The 1216-nt window shown below is 39.9% G+C and carries 1 protein-coding gene; it reads right to left on the bottom strand.

Annotated elements, in window-relative coordinates:
- Positions 1-29: 29 nt before the first annotated feature.
- Positions 30-1141 (bottom strand): IS3 family transposase gene (locus tag ACR65F_RS18155; RefSeq protein ID WP_440505357.1). Its coding sequence is split into 2 segments (ribosomal slippage): positions 30-889 and positions 889-1141, totalling 1113 coding nucleotides; the frame shifts between segments, so codons are not numbered across the junction.
- Between the last annotated feature and the right edge of the window lie 75 nt (positions 1142-1216).

The following is a 1216-nucleotide window of genomic DNA, read 5'->3' as shown; positions in this document are numbered from 1 at the left end:
TGGCTTGTCAACATTAAATCGGACAATTTTTATAAGGTCCCTAATCGGTACTCAATAGGCGTTAGATAATCCAGCGTTCCATGAATCCGAACCCGGTTGAACCAATTCACATAATCCTGTAGTTCACGTTCTAACTGGCTGATAGAAGAAAAGGTCATTTGCTTAATGAACTCTATTTTGACCACATTGAACATGGATTCTGCTACCGCATTGTCGTACGGGCATCCTTTCATACTTAGTGATCTTCCGATGCCAAAAGCTTTTAAAGCTTCATCAATTAGTTGATTTTTAAATTCACTTCCGCGGTCTGTATGGAACAATTGGATGCGATCTAAGCTGCGCTCAATGCTAGACAAGGCTTTGTATACAAGTTTTGCTGTCTTTTCTGGCCCAGCGCTATAACCGATGATTTCTCGATTAAAAAGATCGACAAATAAGCACACATAATTCCATCTTCCATTGACTCTTACGTATGTTAAATCACTGACAACCACAGCCAATTCTTCTTGACCGTTAAAGTTTCTCGCCAGAACATTCTTTACAGGTTCCTCATTCACTTTTGATTTAAACGGTTTATATTGAGCGACAGTGTAATTGGATACAAGACCCGTTTGCTTCATGACGCGACCAATGCGACGTCTAGAAACCGTCCGGTTGATCTTCTCTAATTCTTTTTTGATTTTGCGTGTTCCGTAATTGTTTCGACTCTGTTTAAAAATTACCTTGATATCTTTTTGCAGGGTTCTATCCTCCTGTTGTTTAACGGATGTGTAATAAAACGTGCTTCTTGCGATCCCTAGGACGTCGCACATTGCTGATACCGAGTATTTGTGACGGTTGTTTTGAATCACATCTACTTTCGTCCCATGATCAGCGCGGCTTGCTTTAAAATATCGTTTTCCATTAGGAGACGTTGGTTCTCTTTACGTAATTTGATTAATTCATTCTCTTCGTCTGTACGCTGATCTTTTTCTTCAAAAGACCCGGTGGCTTTGTGACGCCTCACCCAGTTATCAAAAGTGGTGGAGGTTAGGTCGTACTCACGAAGAATATCTGTACGTGTTTTACCGTTTTCATGTAGCTGTACAATTTGGTTTTTAAATTCCTTGGTATAGGTCCGTCTTGATCGTTTTTCAGTCATGTAGATTCTCCTCATCTCTTTGGTTGTATTCTACAAGACCCTAACTTTATTGTCCAAGTAAGTGTAGCCTATACA

The organism is Sporosarcina sp. SAFN-010 (assembly GCF_059415065.1).
This window is presented reverse-complemented; position numbering and strand designations above follow the sequence as displayed.